The organism is Mesorhizobium helmanticense, assembly GCF_003034915.1.
In the GTDB taxonomy this organism is placed as follows: Bacteria; Pseudomonadota; Alphaproteobacteria; order Rhizobiales; family Rhizobiaceae; genus Mesorhizobium; species Mesorhizobium helmanticense.
Map to the genome: position 1 here is coordinate 1 of NZ_PZJX01000058.1, position 17,903 is coordinate 17,903.

General features: G+C 62.5%; 12 protein-coding genes and 1 pseudogene. 2 read left to right on the top strand and 11 right to left on the bottom strand.

Features of this window, described 5'->3' with window-relative positions; genetic code table 11:
• Together C9427_RS29755 and C9427_RS29760 are read right to left on the bottom strand one after the other, a co-directional pair.
• Positions 1-1,001 (bottom strand): annotated as a pseudogene (locus tag C9427_RS29755) (hypothetical protein); the annotation flags it as partial.
• 73 nt (positions 1,002-1,074) lie between these two features.
• A complete protein-coding gene (locus C9427_RS29760) occupies positions 1,075-2,373 on the bottom strand; it encodes an adenylosuccinate synthase (protein ID WP_107652606.1) in 1,299 nt (432 codons plus the stop codon).
• A gap of 421 nt (positions 2,374-2,794) precedes the next feature.
• On the opposite strand from C9427_RS29760, the gene C9427_RS29765 reads away from it, so the two are divergent.
• Complete coding sequence (locus C9427_RS29765) at positions 2,795-3,685, top strand: DMT family transporter (RefSeq protein ID WP_107652607.1); 891 nt, start codon at positions 2,795-2,797, stop codon at positions 3,683-3,685.
• A 271-nt stretch (positions 3,686-3,956) separates the two neighbouring features.
• On the opposite strand, the gene serA is transcribed toward C9427_RS29765, so the two are convergent.
• The 5 genes from serA to glmM form a co-directional block, all read right to left on the bottom strand.
• On the bottom strand, positions 3,957-5,558 hold the full coding sequence (gene serA, locus C9427_RS29770) for a phosphoglycerate dehydrogenase (RefSeq protein ID WP_107652691.1): 1,602 nt from the start codon (positions 5,556-5,558) through the stop codon (positions 3,957-3,959).
• A gap of 68 nt (positions 5,559-5,626) precedes the next feature.
• Positions 5,627-6,802 (bottom strand): phosphoserine transaminase, encoded by a 1,176-nt coding sequence (locus C9427_RS29775; protein WP_107652608.1) that lies wholly within the window; start codon positions 6,800-6,802, stop codon positions 5,627-5,629.
• A 203-nt stretch (positions 6,803-7,005) separates the two neighbouring features.
• Complete coding sequence (locus tag C9427_RS29780) at positions 7,006-7,770, bottom strand: outer membrane protein (protein ID WP_107652609.1); 765 nt, start codon at positions 7,768-7,770, stop codon at positions 7,006-7,008.
• A 279-nt stretch (positions 7,771-8,049) separates the two neighbouring features.
• Positions 8,050-8,865: an outer membrane protein gene (locus C9427_RS29785; protein ID WP_107652610.1), complete on the bottom strand. Its 816-nt coding sequence runs from the start codon at positions 8,863-8,865 to the stop codon at positions 8,050-8,052.
• A 236-nt stretch (positions 8,866-9,101) separates the two neighbouring features.
• Positions 9,102-10,454: a phosphoglucosamine mutase gene (glmM, locus tag C9427_RS29790; protein ID WP_107652611.1), complete on the bottom strand. Its 1,353-nt coding sequence runs from the start codon at positions 10,452-10,454 to the stop codon at positions 9,102-9,104.
• Between the two features lie 781 nt (positions 10,455-11,235).
• On the opposite strand from glmM, the gene C9427_RS29795 reads away from it, so the two are divergent.
• Complete coding sequence (locus tag C9427_RS29795) at positions 11,236-11,898, top strand: hypothetical protein (RefSeq protein ID WP_425351691.1); 663 nt, start codon at positions 11,236-11,238, stop codon at positions 11,896-11,898.
• Positions 11,899-12,349: 451 nt separating this feature from the next.
• Here C9427_RS29795 and ftsH read toward each other — a convergent pair whose 3' ends face one another.
• From ftsH to pal, 4 genes are all read right to left on the bottom strand, one after another.
• A complete protein-coding gene (gene ftsH / locus C9427_RS29800; protein ID WP_107652613.1) occupies positions 12,350-14,278 on the bottom strand; it encodes an ATP-dependent zinc metalloprotease FtsH in 1,929 nt (642 codons plus the stop codon).
• A 121-nt stretch (positions 14,279-14,399) separates the two neighbouring features.
• Positions 14,400-15,791: a tRNA lysidine(34) synthetase TilS gene (gene tilS / locus C9427_RS29805; RefSeq protein WP_107652614.1), complete on the bottom strand. Its 1,392-nt coding sequence runs from the start codon at positions 15,789-15,791 to the stop codon at positions 14,400-14,402.
• A gap of 52 nt (positions 15,792-15,843) precedes the next feature.
• Positions 15,844-16,944 carry a tol-pal system protein YbgF gene (gene ybgF / locus C9427_RS29810; RefSeq protein WP_107652615.1) on the bottom strand — a complete coding sequence of 367 codons (1,101 nt, stop codon included), beginning with the start codon at positions 16,942-16,944 and terminating at the stop codon, positions 15,844-15,846.
• A 227-nt stretch (positions 16,945-17,171) separates the two neighbouring features.
• Positions 17,172-17,681, bottom strand: coding sequence for a peptidoglycan-associated lipoprotein Pal (gene pal, locus C9427_RS29815; RefSeq protein WP_107652616.1), 510 nt, complete (start codon positions 17,679-17,681; stop codon positions 17,172-17,174).
• Positions 17,682-17,903: the final 222 nt, after the last annotated feature.

The following is a 17,903-nucleotide window of genomic DNA, read 5'->3' on the forward strand; positions in this document are numbered from 1 at the left end:
GCGGGCGCAGGGGCGGCTTCCGGCGCGGCTGGCGCTGGCGCATTGGCCGCAGGAGCATTGGCGACGGGCGCCTCGCCAGCGGGGGCCGCGGGTACGGCTGGCGGCGGCGTGGTCAATGCCGCGACGGATTCGCCCTCGCCGATGCCGGTGTGCCCTGCCGCGGGGCCGGGATCGACCTCGCCGCCCTCGGGCGTCAGGCGCTGGGTGAACTTGGCGCTTTCGGCGGCGTCGTTGGCGGCCGGTGTGGCCGGCGCCGTTGCCGCGGCATCGGTTGCCGGCTTGGCCGGAGCCGGCTTCACCAGCGGTTCGGTGGTCGCGACCTTGGTGTCGCTGAGGCCCAGCATATCGCTGAACGCATCCTTGTTCAGCCAGATGCCATAGCCGCCACCGGCGACGACGAGCAAGCCGACGACTGCGGCGATCAGGCCACCATAGCCGCGCTTGCGCTCGACAGGGCGCAAGCGCGGGAAAGTGTCCGCCGCCGGCTCTTCGTCATTGGAAAAGGCGTCGCTCCTGAAGCCATCCTTCCTGGACGCATCGTTCCTGTCGACCGCCTCTTGAAAATCTTTGCCCGAGGGCGCCGGATCGACGCGGTTTGGGGGAAGAGGAGCGGGCTGCGGTTTTTGCCAGTTAGGCGCAGGTGTGTTCGGCGCCGTCTTGGCGGCGGGCGCGGGCTGCCATGCCGGTTCGGCCTTTGCCGGTTGCCGGACATGGCTGGATTGGTTCTTGTTGCGGTCGATGGAGGAGAAGATGTCTTCCAGTTCGGCCAGCGGATCGGACGCCGGCGCAGGCTTGACATACTCCCGCTCGATGCTTTCGATGGCGTCTTCAAGGATACGCTTGTGCTGGGCAATAGCCGAAGGCGTCAGCGGCGGCATACGCTCGGCAAGCTTGGCCGCGATGGTGGAACGAGCCTTGTCATAGACTCTCGCGCGTATCTCCGGCGTCGGGTCAACGATGCCGGCGAGTGTCTTTTTCAGAGGACTAACGAAATCTGCCATACTTCAGTCGACCTGCATTCTGTTCCTGGGCCGGCCCCCGCAAATCAGCCGCGATGCCCGGAAGGCTGAGAAACTAATCTTGAAACGGATCGGTCACAAGTATCGTGTCGTCCCGTTCCGGACTGGTGGAGAGGAGTGCGACTGGCGCGCCGATCAGTTCTTCGATGTAACGGACATATTTGACGGCCTGGGCCGGCAGATCGTTCCAGCTTCTGGCGCCGGCGGTGGTGCCTTTCCAGCCCTCGAGCGTCTCGTAGACCGGTTCGACGCGCGCCTGCGCACCCTGGCTGGCCGGCAGATAATCGATCATCTCGCCATCGAGCCGGTAGCCGGTGCAGACCTTGATCTCGTCCAGTCCGTCGAGCACGTCGAGCTTGGTCAGCGCGATGCCCTTGATGCCGTTGACCGCGACGGCCTGGCGAACCAGCACCGCATCGAACCAGCCGCAGCGGCGCTTGCGGCCGGTGACGACGCCGAATTCGTGACCGCGCGTGCCCAGGAACTCTCCGATCTCGTTCTTCTGTTCGGTCGGAAACGGACCTTCGCCGACACGCGTCGTATAGGCCTTGGTGATGCCGAGCACATAGCCGATGGCGCCCGGACCGACGCCGGAACCGGCGGAGGCCTGACCGGCGACCGTGTTGGACGAGGTGACGAACGGATAGGTGCCGTGGTCGATGTCGAGCAGCGTGCCCTGCGCTCCCTCGAACAGGATGCGCTCGCCGGCGCGCCGCTTGTCGTCGAGGATCTTCCAGACCCGGTCCATATAGGGCAGGATCTCGTCGGCCACCGAACTCAGTTCCTGCATGATCGCGTCATGCGTGACCTCGGCATGCCCGAGCCCGCGGCGCAGCGCATTGTGGTGCGTCAGCAGCCTGTCGACCTTCAGGGGCAGTGTTTCCAAATCCGCCAAATCCATCACCCTGACCGCGCGCCGACCCACCTTGTCCTCATAGGCGGGGCCGATGCCGCGACGGGTCGTGCCAATCTTCGTTCCGGAATTGGAGGCGGCGTCCTCGCGGAAACCGTCCAGTTCCCGGTGCAAGGACAGGATAAGCGCGGTGTTTTCGGCTATTTTCAGGCGCTCCGGCGTCACCTCGACGCCCTGTGCCTTCAATTTCGTCACTTCCGCGACGAAGGCGTGCGGATCGAAGACGACGCCATTGCCGATGATGGACAATTTGCCTTGCCGCACCACGCCGGACGGCAGCAGCGACAGCTTGTAGACCTTGCCGTCGACAACCAGCGTGTGGCCGGCATTGTGGCCGCCCTGGAAGCGCACGACGACGTCGGCGCGCTCCGACAGCCAGTCGACGATCTTGCCTTTGCCCTCGTCGCCCCACTGCGAGCCGACGACCACCACATTGGCCATGTTTCATTCCCTTGAGACGCCGCTCGATGCGGCTTGAATGGTTCGAGACGACAGGCCTCTACCGCATCCGCCGGAAAATCGGAATCGATTTCCCGAAATCGATGCGAAGGTTCAAAGCCTTGAGACGCGTACTTTGTGCATCCAATTGGACGCATGTCGCTCTATAGCGTCTAGAGCAGGCTGACGCGACCATTCTTTGCCGCTGAAAACGCCTTGAGGCACAACAATTTTCAGCTTTGCCATCATTTACTTGGGCAGACCGTGGCAATAATGCATGTCGCGCAAAAGTGCGCAGCGGTTTTGCGACAAACGACATGCACAAAACAAGAGCTTAAAGCGCGTCGCATGAACCTGTTCAAACGCGACGCGCTTTAAGGCCGGCGCAAACCCTCAAACCCCTCCACCGGCCGGACCTTCAGCCATGCATCGAAGCGCCTATCTCTTCCTGCTGATCACCACCTTGCTGTGGGGTGGCAACTCCGTGGCCGGCAAGCTGGCGGTCGATCATGTTTCGCCGATGACGCTGGTCTTCCTACGCTGGGTGCTGGCCGTTCTGATCATGCTGCCGATCGGCTGGCGCGCACTGCGCCAGGACTGGCCCTTGGTGCGCAGGCACTGGCTGATACTGGCGGCGCTGGGCGCCAGCGGTTTCACCTTCTTCAACGCGATCTTTTACACGGCCCTCAACTACACCACGGCTATCAACGTCTCGATCGAACAGGCGGCGATGCCGATCCTGATCATCGTCGCCAATTTCATATTTTTTCGCCTGCGCGTGAATTGGGCCCAGATTGTTGGCGTGGTGCTGACCATCGCCGGCGTGATCCTCACCGCCTGCCACGGCGATCCTCGACGACTGCTGACGCTGGAGCTCAATTTCGGCGATGCGATCATGCTGGTCGCCGTGGTTCTCTACAGCGGCTATTCGGTCGGGTTGCGATTGAAACCGGCCATGCGCTGGCAGAGCCTGATACTGGCGCTGTCGATTGCGGCCCTCGTCACGTCGCTGCCTTTCTTCCTGTGGGAAATCGCCGCCGGCAAGGTCATCGTGCCTGATGCCCGCGGCTGGGCGGTTACACTCTACACTGCCATCGGCGCCTCGATCGTCTCGCAGATCTTCTACATCAGAGGCAACGAATTGATCGGCGCCAACCGGGCCGGCCTGTTCATCAACCTGGTGCCGATCTTCGGCACGCTGCTTTCGGTGCTGATCGTCGGTGAGACGTTCCACCTTTATCAGGCCCTGGCGCTCGTACTGGTGCTCGGCGGCATCAGCCTGGCCGAATACAAGGGGAGGAAGATGGCGATATAGCCGGCCTATGCCCACGGTTAAGGATCGGGCAAACCACAGCCCGTCGTTGCCCTCATGGTGAACCAAACCCTTACAGTGACGCGCGCACCGGCCGCACAAGCCGCGCCCGCCACGGCCGCACAAGCCGCAGTGCAACATCGCCCCCGGCTTCCCCTGCAGGTAACGACAATCAGGCAATTATAGCGAACCGCTCCGCGCGCCTCCCAAGGCACGCGGAGCTGCTATGATGCGCTGTTCCAAACGCGATCGACTGGAAACTTCTGACCTCGTCTCAAGCAATACCCACATCGAAATGCAGCCTCTTGGCCGAGTCGATCGATTTGTGCGAACGCACCTGCTCCAGCACGTTTTCCGGGAACGGCGCATCGAGATAGAGCAGTGCGATCGCATCGCCGCCCGGCCGGTTGCGGCCGAGCTGGAAGTTGGCGATGTTGACGCCGTTCTCGCCGCACACCGTGCCGAGCAGGCCGATGATGCCGGGTGCGTCGGCATTGGTCGTGTAGAGCATATGCTGGCCGACCTCGGCATCGAGATTGATGCCCTTGATCTGGATGAAGCGCGGCTTGCCGTCCGAAAAGCAGGTGCCGGCGATCGAGCGCGTCATGTGCTCGGTCTTGACCGTCAGCTTGATATAGCCGTCGAACACGCCCGATTTGTCGCGCTTGACCTCGGCGACGATAATGCCGCGCTCCTTCACCATGATCGGCGCCGAGACCATGTTGACGTCGGAGACCTGCGGCCGGATCAGCCCGGCAAGCGCGGCGCTGATCAGGGCGCGTGTGTTCATCGTCGCGGTGGAACCATCGAACAGGATCTCGACCTCCTTGATCGGATCCTCGGTAACCTGGCCGACAAAAGCCCCGAGCACCTCGGCCAGCTTGACGAAAGGTTTGAGCCGCGGTGCTTCCTCGGCGGTGATCGAGGGCATGTTGATGGCGTTGGAGACGGCGCCCTTGATCAGATAGTCGGCCATCTGCTCGGCGACCTGGAGGGCGACATTTTCCTGCGCCTCGGTTGTCGAGGCGCCGAGATGCGGCGTCGCCACCACATTCTCCATGCCGAACAGTTCGTTGTTCTCTGCCGGCTCGACCTCGAACACATCGATGCCGGCGCCAGCCACCTTGCCGCTCTTCAGCGCCGCGATCAGGTCGGCCTCGACTATCAGCCCGCCACGGGCGCAGTTGATGATGCGCACGCCGGGCTTCATCTTGGCGATGGCGGCTGCGTCGATGATATTGCGCGTCTTGTCGGTCAGCGGCGTGTGCAGGGTGATGAAGTCGGCGCGGGCGAACAATTCGTCCAGCTCGACCTTTTCAACGCCGAGCTCTTCGGCACGGCTGTCCGACAGGAACGGGTCGAAGGCGATGACGTGCATCTTCAACCCGACACCGCGCGTGGCGACGATCGAGCCGATATTGCCGCAGCCGATGACGCCCAGCGTCTTGCCGGTGATCTCGATGCCCATGAAGCGGTTCTTTTCCCATTTGCCGGCATGGGTCGAGGCATTGGCTTCCGGTATCTGGCGGGCCAGTGCGAAGATCATGGCAACGGCATGTTCCGCCGTGGTGATCGAATTGCCGAAGGGCGTGTTCATCACGATGATGCCCTTGCGGCTCGCCGCCGGGATGTCGACATTGTCGACGCCGATGCCGGCGCGGCCGACCACCTTGAGCCTGGTGGCGGCATTGATCAGCTTTTCGGTGACCTTCGTCGCCGAACGAATGGCGAGGCCGTCATACTGGCCGATCACTTCGAGCAGCTTTTCCTTGTCCTTGCCGAGATCCGGCAAATAGTCGACCTCGATGCCGCGGTCCTTGAATATCTGCACGGCGGTGGTGGAGAGTTTGTCTGAGACGAGAACGCGGGGCGCCATGGCGGCCTCCTTCAAATAGGATTGATCCGTTTGGGAATGGGCGGCCCCGAGGGCCGCCACAGGAAAACTCAGGCGGCCGCCTTGAGCGACGCCTTCTGCTGGGCGAATGCCCAGTCTAGCCAAGGCAGCAGTGCCTCAACGTCGGAGGTTTCGACCGTCGCCCCGCACCATATGCGCAGGCCGGGCGGCGCGTCGCGATAGGCGCCGATGTCGTAGGCGACGCCCTCCTTGTCGAGCGCGGAGACCAGCCCCTTGGCGAAGGCCGCCTGCCTGTCGGCGTCGAGGGCTGCAACTTGCCGGTCGGTGAAGGAAAGGCAGACGGATGTGTTCGACCGCGTCGCCGGGTCGACGGCGAGATGGCCTAGCCACGAGGACTTGTCGACGAAGCCGTCGATAACGGCGGCATTGGCATCGGCGCGGGCAATCAGTGCATCGAAACCGCCGATAGACTTCGCCCAATGGAGCGCATCGAGATAATCCTCCACGCATAGCATCGACGGTGTGTTGATGGTCTCGCCCTTGAAGATGCCTTCGATGAGCTTGCCGCCCGAGGTGAGGCGGAAGATTTTTGGCAGCGGCCAGGCCGGCTTGTAGCTCTCCAGCCGCTCGACGGCGCGCGGGCTGAGGATCAGCATGCCGTGTGCGCCCTCGCCGCCCAGCACTTTCTGCCAGGAGAAGGTGACGACATCCAGCTTCCTGAAATCGAGCCTTTGTGCAAACGCCGCAGAGGTCGCATCGCAGATGGTCAGACCTTTGCGAGCGGCCGGAATGAAATCGCCATTGGCAACGCGCACGCCTGAGGTCGTGCCGTTCCAGGTGAAGACCACATCGCGGTCGAAATCGATCTTCGTAAGGTCGGGCAGCACGCCGTAGTCGGCTTCAATCTTGCGCACGTCGGCGAGCTTCAGCTGCTTGACCACATCGGTGATCCAGCCGGAGCCGAAGCTTTCCCAGGCGACCATGTCGACGCCGCGCTCGCCGAGCAGCGACCACAGCGCCATCTCGACCGCGCCGGTGTCCGACGCCGGCACGATGCCGATGCGATAATCAGCCGGAACCTGAAGGATCTCGCGCGTCAGCTCGATCGCCTGTTCGAGCTTGGCCTTGCCGACCTTGGCGCGATGGGAGCGTCCAAGCGCGGCATTGCTCAGCGCCTCGACCGACCAGCCGGGGCGTTTTGCGCAGGGACCTGAGGAAAAATTGGGGTTCGCCGGACGGAGTCCGGGCTTCGTATGCGTCGTCATCGTGGTCTATCCTTCCAGATAGTGGCCCCTCGTTGGGGAGGGGTGGCCCACGGACGGCGATATGCGTTCAGGTTTCCGGCGTCAAGAGGAAAGTTTTTGTCGCTGCCGGGATACCGGCGATCTGTGATCAGGATGTCGTGACTTTAAACGCAAACGGCGGACCAGGAGATCCGCCGTCGGTGCTTTCATGCATACCGAGCCTGCTACCAGAGATCGTAGCGCAGCCCGAGCTTGACCTGATGGTTGCTGATCCCTTTTTGAACAGGGAACGAATTCAGGCTCGCGGCAGTGATGTATTCGGCATCGGGAGCGGAAAAATACTGGTAGCCCAGATCGACCTGCACATTCTTTGAAACCTGATAGGCAAGGCCCGCATTCAACGTATAGGCCACAGAATATTTCGCCTTGGAGCTATGCTGGTCAAAATCATCCGTGTCGTCGCCATTGTCGGTAAAATAGCTCGCCGAGAGATCGTATTTGCTTCGAACGACGCCGATGCCTGCGCCGATATAAGGCGTAATGCCGACATATGTGCCGAGATCGACATAGCCGTTGAGTATGCCCGAGATCGCATTGTTCTTGAGGTTTCCAGACGCCACGGTCGGCTCTGCCGCCGTCGCCGAATCGTCATAGCTGAAGCTGAACTTGTTGCCGGGCAGATAGCCGAGGTTGATATCGGCGCGGAGGTAATCATTGAAATGATATCCGAAGCCGATGCTCGCGAAATACGCGTCTTCGCTCTCGCTCTCGCTGGCGGGGGTGAAGGCGAAATCCTGATCCTCGAAGCTCGTTTGCGGCAGGTAGGAGACATCGCCGCGCAGATACCATCCGGAGCCGACCTCGACCGGCACATAGTCAGGCGCCTGGTCGACATAGACAGGCGGATCGTAGTCGGCGCCGAGCGCCTGCGACAGCGGCGTAAGCATGATTGCGGCGAGCGCCAGCGCTATGCGCGTTTTCAATGTCATGGTCCCCGACTCCCGAACTTGGCGCCTTTCGCAAGCGCCATCTCAGGAGGCATTGTTAACCATAGTGGTTAAGTGGCAGTTAAGGATAACAGGGGGTTACCGAATTGATTTGAACGACTCTCGTCTTGTGGATGTCGCGCAAAAGTGTGCCGCGGTTTTGCGACAACGACATGCCACGCGCTTCGCACAAGCTTAGATCGGCTCTCATCTGGAGCAGCCTAAACGAAAACCGCCCGGCGCTGGCCGGGCGGTTCGGGGATGCTTGGCTTTCGAATGCGCTTACTTGGTGTAGACCGGCTCGGGTTCCGGTTCGTAGACAGCCTGCGGCGCGGCACACCCATTGTTACCGCCGAATTGATAGCGCAAACCGCCGCGCACCTCGTGCGTATTGAAGCCGCTATCGAAGCCTGGGCCGGAGCTGCTTACGTCATACTCGAACATGCGGCCTCCCTGGATGTGGGAGAACCGGTAGCCTGCGTCGAGGATCACTTTGTCAGTCAGGCAGTAGGAAGCACCGGCCATCAGAGCGTAAGCGAACCGCCAGTTGGAGGTACCGGGGTTGAATTCGGTGGTATTCGGATCCCTGACATTGTCCCATTTCACGCGTGCGCCGCCGATGCCAGCGCCGACATAGGGGGTGATGCCCTGCCATGTGCCGATATCGACATAGGCGTTGGCGAGCAGCAACAAGGCGCTCATTTTCGACACCTCGGTCGACGTCGTCACGCCATCTGTAGTTGCGCCATCGAAGTCCGAGTTGAACCAGTAGTCGGCGGTCAGATCCGTACGGAAATGATTGTTCATCTTGTAGCCGACACCACCGCCGATCGAAAATGCCCCTTTCAGATCGCCGCTGCTGAAACTGTTTGTGCCGGGTGGAGGTCCGTAGGTGATGTAGTCGGCGCCACGGAAATCCGACCAGTGATAATCGATGTCGCCACGAATATACCAGCCACCAACATCAGTCGGCTGTTCATAGACGGGCGCCGGCGCCTGCTCGACCACCGGCGGCTCCACGAAGTCGGCGGCTAACACCGGTCCGGCTACGCCCGCCAGCAGCGCGGCAAAGAGGGCCATTCTTGCTGTATTGAACATACTTGTCACCCCTAAGAACCCTCGGAACGGCGAATGCGTCCGGCTGCGGTTGATTTCAACGTGGATAATGAATTGCAAAGGTTAAAAGGCATTTAACCCTATTGCTTAACCACGAATCTTTAGAATTCCAGGGATTGGGGCATCCGTTGCTGCAGGTGGCGAACGCGCAAATCAAACGAAAAAGCCCGCCGGAGGGCGGGCTTTCGAGCTGACTTCAGTTCTGACAGGCGCAGGGATCAGGCGGCGCTGCGCGCTTCCGAAATGACCTCGACGATGTCGTTGACGACCGCCTCGACCAGTTGCTGGTCGTCACCTTCCGCCATGACGCGAATGAGCGGCTCCGTGCCGGACGGCCGGATGACCAGGCGCCCGGCTTTGCCGAGGCGATGGCGCGCATCCTCGATCGCCGCCTTGACCGGGGCCTCCTCGAGCGGCTTGCCGCCGGAAATATGGACGTTCTTCAGAAGCTGCGGCACCGGCTCGAACTTCTTCGACAATTCGCTGACCGGTCGGTTCTGCCGTTTGATGCAGGCGAGCACCTGCAGCGCTGAGACGAGGCCGTCGCCGGTCGTGGAAAAATCGGACAGCACGATGTGGCCCGACTGTTCGCCGCCGACATTCAGACCATGCGCGCGCATGTGCTCAACGACGTAGCGGTCGCCGACCTTGGTGCGGTGCAGTTGCAGGTTCATGTCGCCGAGGAAGCGTTCGAGGCCGAGATTGGACATCACGGTCGAGACGACGCCGCCGCCGGCCAATCGTCCGCTCTGCTGCCAGGACTCCGCAATCAGCGCCATGATCTGGTCGCCATCGACGATGGCGCCATTTTCATCGACGATGACGACGCGGTCAGCGTCACCGTCGAGCGCGATGCCGATATCGGCGCGCACTTCGTGCACCTTCTTCTGCAGGCCGGCCGGATGGGTCGAGCCGCATTCCTTGTTGATGTTGAAACCGTTGGGGTCGACATTGAGGGCGACGACATCGGCGCCGAGTTCCCATAGCGCCTCGGGCGCCACCTTGTAGGCGGCGCCATTGGCGCAATCGACGACGATGCGCAGCCCCGAAAGCGACATTGACCGCGGCAGCGTGCGCTTGGCGAATTCGATATAGCGGTCATGCACGCCGTCGACGCGCTTGGCGCGGCCAAGCCCGTCCGAATCGGCGAGCGCCAGCTCGATGTCCTTGTCGAGCATCCCCTCGATGCGCTCCTCGATCTCGTCGGAGAGCTTGTAGCCGTCGGGGCCGAACAGCTTGATGCCGTTGTCGTAGTAGGGATTGTGCGAGGCCGAGATCATCACACCGATGTCGGCGCGCAGCGAGCGCACCAGCATGGCGACAGCAGGCGTCGGGATCGGGCCGAGCAGGAACACGTCCATACCGGCGGCGCACAGGCCAGCCACCATCGCATTCTCGATCATGTAGCCGGAAAGCCTGGTGTCCTTGCCGAGCACGACGCGGTGGCGGTGGCTGCCGCGCTGGAACGAAAGGCCGGCGGCCATGCCGACCCTCATGGCGACCTCCGCCGTCATTGGAAACCTGTTCGCGCGCCCGCGAATACCGTCCGTGCCGAAATAACGTCCTGCCATGCCAGCCACCTTCCTCGATGGTTCTTCCCGAGAACTCATGCCACAATTGGCCTGAGCCCCTATCATCACATTGAATGATTGTGCGTTATCAATCCTTAGAAAATCATTGTTTTGTATGTTTTGTGTCACGCCGGCGCGTGGATTTAATGCTTTCGCCAATGAGACCGCGTCGGGGTTCAGGAACTCCAGGCCAAACCGGGCGATTGCTACCACAGGACGGCCTTGCTGCGATAGACTGGTACCGGCAAAAGCGCAAATTGGTGCTAATGCATCCGCCAAAACCTCTTGCCTGGAACCGATGATCGGCAACGATTTCATCACCTTGTCGCAAAGAACGCGTTTTCTTTACGCTCCCTGCGGACTTAGCATCTGGCGCAACCGCCCGTTGAGCGCTATGGATTTGCCAGGGACATAATATGGGCGGCAGCAACGGAGAAACGCCATGCTCATCCATCGACTTGCCACTATGACGGGCCTTGCCGTCGCGACCTTGTTCCTGGCGGCGCCGGCCAACGCGCTGACCATGGCCGAGTGCAGCACCAAGTACAATGCGGCCAAGGATGCGGGAACACTAAACGGGCAGAACTGGAACCAGTTCCGCAAGGCCGAATGCGGTACTGACGCCAGTGCCGCCACCACTGACACCAAGCCGGCCAAGAAGACGGCAAAGGCCACCGACACGACCAAGGCCGCGGCCACGGATGACGCGGCGCCGGGCCTGACGGCGAAGGAATGCAGCACCAAATATCAGGCCGCGAAAGCCGCCGGTACGCTGAACGGCATGAAGTGGAACGATTTCCGCAAGACCGAATGCGCCGCCGGCGCCACCGCCGCGGTCGACACAACGCCTGCCAAGACGACCAAGTCGTCAGCGGCGGCTGATGACGCCGCACCAGGCCTGACGGCGAAAGAATGCAGCACCAAGTATCAGGCCGCGAAAGCCGCCGGTACACTGAACGGCATGAAGTGGAACGACTTCCGCAAGAGCGAATGCGCCGCCGGCGCCAGCGCCGCGGCAGAACCCGCCAACACGACAACCACGGCAGCGACCACCACTGACACCGGCAAAGGCCTCAGCATGGCCGATTGCAGCGCCAAATATCAGGCTGCCAAGGCCGGCAACACGCTGAACGGCATGAAGTGGAACGATTTCCGCAAGAGCGCATGCGGCGCCGGTGCATCCGACGACGACACCGTACCGGCCCCCGATGAGGCAAGCTATACCAGCGACCCGGAAACACCGACCGTCACGGCGCCCAGAGGCGTCAAGTTCCCGACGGCGATCTCGAAGAAGTTTGCCGGCGAGACTCCCGCCAAGGGCCGCATGCACACCTGCCTCGAAACCTACTATGCCAACAAGGACGCCAATACGCTGGGCGGCCTCAAGTGGATCCAGAAAGGCGGCGGCTTCTACAGCCTGTGCAACGCCAGGCTGAAGAGCTGATCGGCGACAGTACGATCTGAACGAACCGAAAGCCCGCGAACCGCAAGGTTCGCGGGCTTTTTACCGCCGCGCGGCATGTCGGCTGAGTCGAAGCAGTTGGCGATGACATTCGCGAGCGCTGGTGCCGCCCCCTCACCTGCCTGCCGGCATCATCTCCCGTATAGTGACGGGGGGCGCTGTCAAGAACGATTCCGTCAATCACCAACGTTGCGGGAAAGGCGCCGAGGTCGCGGCCAGCGCCCTTCTCGCCGTCACTATACGGGGAGGTGCCGGCAGGCGGTGAGGGGCAGCACCAGCTTCGACAATCGGTCCGTCCTGACGTCAGATCCAAGCGAACAGCACCCACCCTTGCGGCAAGATTTCAAGCTACGACTGACCGACCGACAAGGCCTTCCAAGCAAAAACGCCGCGGTCCAGCCGCGGCGTTTCGAAATCAATGTCCTGGCCGAACTCAGCTTGACGGCTGAGGCTCCATGCCGCCTTCGGGCTCCGGACCCTTCTTGCGGCGGCTGCCGGACTTCGGCACAGCCGAGCCACGGCTCGGCGGCGTATCGTCGCCGAGGTCGCGCGCCGGCTTGTGGCCGGCGATAAGCTGCTTGATTTCCTCGCCGGACAGCGTCTCGTACTCCAGCAGCCCTTCAGCCAGCGTGATCCACTCCTTCTTCTTCTTGGTCAGGATGGACTTCGCCGTCGAATAGGCCTCGTCGATCAGCCGGCGCACTTCGGCGTCGATGATCTGCGCTGTCTCTTCCGAGACATTCTGCGTACGCGCCACCGAGTGGCCGAGGAAGACCTCCTCCTGGTTGTCGCCATAGGCGACATGGCCGAGCTTGTCGGAAAAGCCCCAGCGCGTAACCATGGCGCGCGCCAGCTTAGTCGCCTGCTCGATGTCCGAGGAGGCGCCGGAAGTGATGTTTTCCTTGCCGAACTTGAACTCTTCGGCGACACGGCCGCCCATCATGATGGCAAGGCGCGAGATCATGTATTTGTAGCTCATCGAATAGCGGTCGCCCTCCGGCAACTGCATGACCATGCCAAGCGCCCGGCCGCGCGGGATGATGGTCGCCTTGTGCAGCGGATCGGCCGACGGCACGTTGAGCGCCAGAATGGCGTGGCCGGCCTCGTGATAGGCGGTGAGCGCCTTCTCGGCCTGGGTCATCGCCGACGAGCGGCGCTCGGCGCCCATCATGATCTTGTCCTTGGCGTCCTCGAACTCGGCCATGGTGACGAGACGCTTGTTGCGCCGCGCCGCCATCAGGGCGGATTCGTTGACAAGGTTCATCAGATCGGCGCCGGAAAAGCCCGGCGTGCCGCGCGCGACCACCTTGAGGTCGACATTGGGCGCCAGCGGCACATTGCGCACATGCACCTTCAGGATCTTCTCGCGGCCGACGATGTCGGGGTTCGGCACCACCACCTGGCGGTCGAAACGGCCGGGCCTGAGCAGCGCCGGGTCGAGCACGTCGGGGCGGTTGGTTGCGGCGATCAGGATAATGCTTTCGTTGGATTCGAAACCGTCCATCTCGACCAGCAACTGGTTCAGCGTCTGTTCGCGCTCATCGTTGCCGCCGCCGAGGCCGGCGCCGCGATGGCGGCCGACCGCGTCGATTTCGTCGATGAAGATGATGCAGGGTGCGTTCTTCTTGGCCTGGTCGAACATGTCGCGCACGCGGCTCGCGCCGACACCGACGAACATCTCGACGAAGTCCGAGCCGGAAATGGTGAAGAACGGCACATTGGCCTCACCGGCGACCGAGCGGGCAAGCAGCGTCTTGCCGGTTCCGGGAGGGCCGACCAAAAGCACGCCGCGCGGAATCTTGCCACCGAGCCGCTGGAACTTCTGCGGATCGCGCAGGAACTCGACGATCTCTTCCAGATCTTCCTTGGCCTCGTCGACGCCGGCGACATCCTGGAACGTGACACGGCCATGCGCCTCGGTCAAAAGCTTGGCCTTAGACTTGCCGAAGCCCATGGCGCGGCCGGAGCCCGACTGCATCTGGCGCATGAAGAATATCCAGACGCCAAGGATCAGGATCATTGGCAACCAGGAGATGAGGTAGCCGAACAGCGAATTGGAGCCATCGGATTCGGGGCGCGCATTGATGGTGACGTTCTTGTCCTGCAGCCTTGAAACCAGCGACGGATCGCCCGGCGAATAGGTCTGGAAGCCGGTGGAGCTGTCCGTATAGGTGCCGGAGATGCGGGCACCCGCGATCGTCACCGTCTTGACCCGGCCCGCCGCGACGTCCTGCAGGAACTGCGAATAGGGGACATCGCTCGATGCGCCGCGCGTCTGCGGCGTCTGGAACAGATTGAAGAGAGCGATGAGCAGGACCGCTATGATCGCCCAGAGCGCTAGATTGCGATAATTCGGATTCATCAATTGTCCCGTTGGCGTCCGCTGGCGGACACGCGTCATGAGAGGAAGCTTTGGCCTAACATAGGGAGAGCGCCTCCCCTTGCCAAGCTAAACAGCATGTCTCGGTTAAGCTTTCGCCCCATCATGAACCGGCACTGCGGCGGCCGAAAGGCAGAGCCGGAGCAGGCGGTGCGCCGACAAGCTCGGCAACCGCCCCGGCCGGCGCCAGGTCGAAGGACGGCAGGAAGCGGGCAAAGGGCGCAACGACCGGCTGGCAGGCGACGGCGGCCGAAACCTGGCTATTCCCCGATAAACCAAGGCATTTGCCGCCGCACCACAGCGCCGGTTCGGCCGCCAGCGCAGCGCGGACGAGGCTTGGTGGCTTTCCGTCCCTGGCATTTGCGTGCTTTGCGGCAGCGGCCGTCCCGAGGGGCGCGATCGACAGCGATGCGATCACCGATGCGTCTAATTTGTCGCTCAATGTGATCCGCTGGCGGCCATCCCAGAGGGCATTTTCCTCTGCTGGAGCCGCGGGTGGCAGGTTGCGGGTTTCGCGACGCAGGAAGATGCCGGCGCGCCGCGCGTCGACTGCCGTCCGCGACAATGTGGCGCGAAACGGGGTGGCGCCAAACAGTTCGCCCCTCAGCCGGTCGAACAAGACTTCGCTGCGGGCCTGGTCGGGCAGGAAGCCAACGCCGCCGACGGTCGCCAGCAGGATGCGCAATGCATAGACGGCAGCCTGGTTGTCGCCGGATGCCATAAGGTGCGGATCGAGGCGGATGAGACCATCGGCCGGCTGGGAGGCGTGACTGCGGATCAGCGCGGCCGCCCGACGGCCAAGCTCTTCGCGCTCGGTGGCCGCGCGGCCGGCCAGCGCTAGCGCGTTGCCCATGCGCTGTCCGCCGTCCGCGGCCGAGAGCGCTGCGCGGATGCGAGGCCGCTCGAAAGCATCGTCCTCATTGGTAGGATCTTCGGCCCAGCCGACATTTGCGCGCCGCAGGATTTCGCGCAGGACCCCCCGCCGTGTACCGAGCAGCGGCCTTACGATCCAGATTTGCCAATCATAGAGGGTAGCCGGCGCCATACCGGCAAGGCCTCGTCCTTCCTCCTCGTCACGTGCTTGTCGCATCAGCACGGTCTCGGCCTGGTCGTCGGCCGTGTGCCCGGTCAGGATCAGGCCAATGCCTTCCCCCTCGGCGGCCTCGGCCAGCAGCCGATAGCGTGCCTCGCGCGCGGCGGCGGGCAGGCCGGTCGAAGGCTTAGGCCCAGACCAGGCCAGGATCCGATGGGCAATGCCGCGTTCCGCGCAGACGCCGGCCACGGATCGCGCCTCACTCGCCGCATCCGGTCGCAGGCCGTGATCGATCGTCACCGCCAGCAGTTTCGTTGCGGGTGCGGTACGGTCGAGATGGTCTTTGAGGAGCAGAAGGAGGGCGGTCGAATCGCTGCCGCCGGACACGGCTGCAACAGCGCCGTTGGTAAAATCGATCTCAGAAAAAAGGCGTTCCGAAAGATCAGGCTCGGTTTCGAGCATCAATGCATGTCGCCCAAAAGCGGAGCCGGGGCAACCACATGCAAGAGAAAAACTAGCACGCCGCCAGCGCCCTTTCCTGCTTGACGCGTTCCTTGAGCGCACCCGAGATGCCGGGATAACGCTTGCCGATTTCACCGAAGGTGGCGCAGGCCACGTCGCGCTGGTTCAACCCGACCAGCGACACGCCGAGCTTCAGCAGCATGTCCGGCGCCTTCTTGGCCTTCGGATAGTCCTTGCTGGCGGCGAGGAACGTCTCGGCCGCGTCGCGGTATTTCTGCTGTCCGAGCAGCGATTCACCCAGCCAGTAATGCGCGTCCGCCGCCTTGGCGTCCTTGGGGAAACGAGCGATATGATCGCGAAACCCCTGTTCGGCGGTGCTGTAGTCGCCAGACAGGATGAACTGGTAGGAGTTGCGGTAGAGCTCCTCCGGGTCATTGGTCGAAGGCAGCGCCGCGACCACCGTGCCATCGGCCTTGCCGGTATTTGCGCTGGCGGCCGGGGCGCCGGTGGCCGGTGCGGTAGACTCTGCCGGAGCCGTCGCCTGCGTGGTGCCGTCGGCGTTGACCACATTGCCGTTCTTGTCGACGGTGATGGTGCCGAATGTCTTCGGCGGTGCGCCGGTCACTACCTTGCCGGGATCGCCTGTGGGCGATTCGACGATGACCTCTCCGGCGCTCTGGCCACCGGCGGGTGGTGTAGCCGCGTCGGCCGGTGCCTGCGTCGCCGGAGCCTCGGCGACGCTGCTGTCGGTGTTGTTATCCTGAGGAGCGGCTTCCGACTTCTTCTGCTCGGGCGGCTGCTGCGCGCCCTGCGAACCGCCTTCCAACTGCTGGAAGCGGAATTCGTTGTCTTCCTGCTGCTTGCGGATCTGTTCCTGCATCTGCAGGATCTGGAAATTGAGTTCCTCGATCTTGCCGTTCATCTGCCGGAGCTGGTCTTCCAGGCCGGTGACTCCGGCGCCGTCCTGTTGCGCGACCTGCTGTTGGTCCGCCTTCTCTTTCTGGCCAAAAATACCCAACGTTGGCAGGTGGAAGGAAAACCCGCTGTCTGCTGGCTGCCCGGTGCTGCTTGCCCCGGTACCGCTAGCAAATGCGGCGACGCTTGATACGAGCAGCAGCGCAAGCGTGCCGCTCAAGACCGATCTGAAATGCATGTGCCTCTCGCCGTGAAAATCGTTAGCCTTTTGCGCCCTGCGGTCGGAGTGGGACCAAGCGCCCTCGGCTCATAGCAGGGCGTGAGACTTCGGCCAAATTTTGTTTCAGGAGGTCACATATGAAAAAGGCGGCCAGATGGCCGCCCTTTCGCATCGACATGTGGCATTTCTGCCGACTACAGCGCCGCCTGTCCTTGGACGTGAACGACGGTTTAGCCCTTTTGAACCTAGGAGCCCGCACCGCCGCCAAGCGTGGTGACGGCGCGGCGGTTCTGCGACCAGCAGGAGATGTCGTCGCAGACCGCGACCGGACGCTCCTTGCCGTAGGAGATTGTCTTCAGGCGGCTGGCCGAAACGCCCCGGGCGACGAGGAAGTCGCGGGTGGCTGCGGCGCGGCGGGCGCCGAGCGCCAGATTGTATTCGCGCGTGCCGCGCTCGTCGGCATGGCCTTCGACAACGATGGCATACTGCTTGTACTGGTTCAGCCACTGCGCCTGGCGCGACAGCGTCGTCTGCGCGTCGGCGCGGATCGAGGACGAATCCGTATCGAAGAAGATGCGGTCGCCGATGTTGACGGTAAAGTCCTGGGCCGATCCGGGTGTGGCAGCACCTGCGCCGTTGAGGCCAAGGTCGGCGGCACTGTTCGGGGTCTTCTTCGAGGCGCAACCGGTGATGGCGAGCATCGCGACAAGCGCGATCATCACCGGGTTTGTGGTAAGTCTTGCGATACGGCTCATGCCGCCTCTCCTTCGCATTTCGAGTGATTTCGTTGATCACCCAGTAACCACGTTTGGGTTAACCGGCATTCAAGAAACACGGTTAAAATTTGGTTTCGGCCGCCCCGTCCGCAGCCAAAATGACCGAGCGCCACAGTGGTCGCGGACCGTAGGCGGAAATGCGGCCAAAAGGCGTCTTTGACGTGAAAAAAGCCCCAAATCGGGGCTTTTGAGATACTGTTG